General features: G+C 44.2%; 2 protein-coding genes. Both read right to left on the bottom strand.

Annotated elements, in window-relative coordinates; all coding sequences use genetic code 11:
* Positions 1-1,016 (bottom strand): acyl-CoA dehydrogenase family protein (locus tag B4237_RS14235; RefSeq protein WP_286943653.1); only part of this gene is annotated, 1,016 nt, incomplete at its 3' end.
* A 43-nt stretch (positions 1,017-1,059) separates the two neighbouring features.
* The coding region (locus B4237_RS14240; RefSeq protein ID WP_286943656.1) for a carboxyl transferase domain-containing protein at positions 1,060-1,686 on the bottom strand (627 nt) is incomplete at its 5' end.

A 1,686-nucleotide genomic window follows, 5' to 3' on the forward strand; every position in this document is an offset into this window, starting at 1 on the left:
CCCCAGTACTGTAAGCAACTATCAGCAACTTCACGAGTTAAACGTCCTGCTTTGAGTTTCGCCATCGACGCCAACATGGTGACATTCTCGCCTGCGATGTGTTGCTCACAAGCTTGATAAGTGAGTGCTTTGAGTGCTTCGACCTCGGTCATCAACTCAGCAAAACGGAAATGCACATACTGATTGTTAATGAGCGGCTGACCAAAAGTAGTACGATCTTTTGTGTAATCAATGGTTTGTTTTATCACATTTTCCAAACCGCCAATGGCATTGGCACATGCCCACATCCGTTCTTCTTGGAACTGCATCATCTGCATCATAAAACCCATGCCCTCAGCACCGACTAAATTGCGCTGTGGTACACGAACATTGTCGAAATAGACTTGAGCTGTTGTGGTTGAACGCATGCCCAATTTATTGAGCGGTTCTGAAAAACTAATCCCTGCCGTTTTTGCTGGAACAATAATCATCGATTTATTGACATGCGGTTTGTCATCTGAGGTATTGGCAAGTAAACAAAAGAAATCTGCTTGTAGTGAATTAGTGATCCACATCTTACTGCCATTAATGATGTAATCATCGCCATCTTTTTTTGCTGTCGTTTTTACTGCTGCAACATCAGAACCAGCATGAACTTCTGACACGGCAATCGATGCCACATATTCACCACGAATTGCAGGATTTAAAAACTCATCTCGTAATTCCTGACTGCCAAAACGAGCTAGTGCAGGTGTTGCCATATCGGTTTGCACCCCAATGGCCAATGGCACCCCACCACATGCAGCACGACCTAATTCTTCTGCGACCACAAGGTTATAAGAATAATCGAGACCTAAACCGCCATTTTCCTCAGGCTTACAAATACCCAGTAAACCTAAATCCCCCATTTTTTTAAAGACTTCATGGATTGGGAAACGCCCAGCTTCCTCCCAATCAGGAATAAATGGATTGAGTTCATTTTCTACAAACTGACGTGCTGTACGGCGTAATGCATCATGCTCTGCGGTAAATTTCATGGTTTTGTCCTAAATATTTTTATTGCCTAAATTTTGTGTTGAATTAGAAACGTGACACGCCAAATCGTGTTGGATTTAGTTCACGTTGCTGTGCTTCATAAATGGTCTGTAACAAGAAGATCAGAACCTTACGAGTATCTCGTGGGTCGATAATGCCATCGTCATGCAACATTGCAGTGTTGAACAATGCCGTTGATTGCTGTTCCAGTTTCATTGAAGTACTTTGTTCTAGAAAATCCAGCATCTGTGGATTCGGCTCCATGCCTGAAGCTTTCTGTTTCCCCTCAGCAACGATCCTTAACACCTTGCCCGCTTGCGCCGCACCCATCACAGCAACATGTGAGTTCGGCCAAGCAAAGATAAAATCAGGCGATAAACTACGCCCACACATGGCATAGTTGCCTGCGCCATAAGAACCAGCGATGACAATCGAAATTTTTGGCACGGTAGCGTTAGCAACCGCTTGGATTAATTTCGAACCATGCTTAATGATGCCGTTCTGTTCAGCATCTGTTCCCACCATAAAGCCAGTGGTGTTATGCAAAAATAACAGCGGACGTTGCGTCTGTTCACAGAGGTGAATGAACTGCGCAGCCTTTACCGCACCTTGTGGTGTGATCGGACCATTATTGGTAATAATACCAATATGCATTCCGCCAATTTTCGCCCA

The sequence above is a fragment of the Acinetobacter sp. UBA6526 genome (genome assembly GCF_002434875.1).
GTDB classification, from domain to species: Bacteria; Pseudomonadota; Gammaproteobacteria; order Pseudomonadales; family Moraxellaceae; genus Acinetobacter; species Acinetobacter venetianus.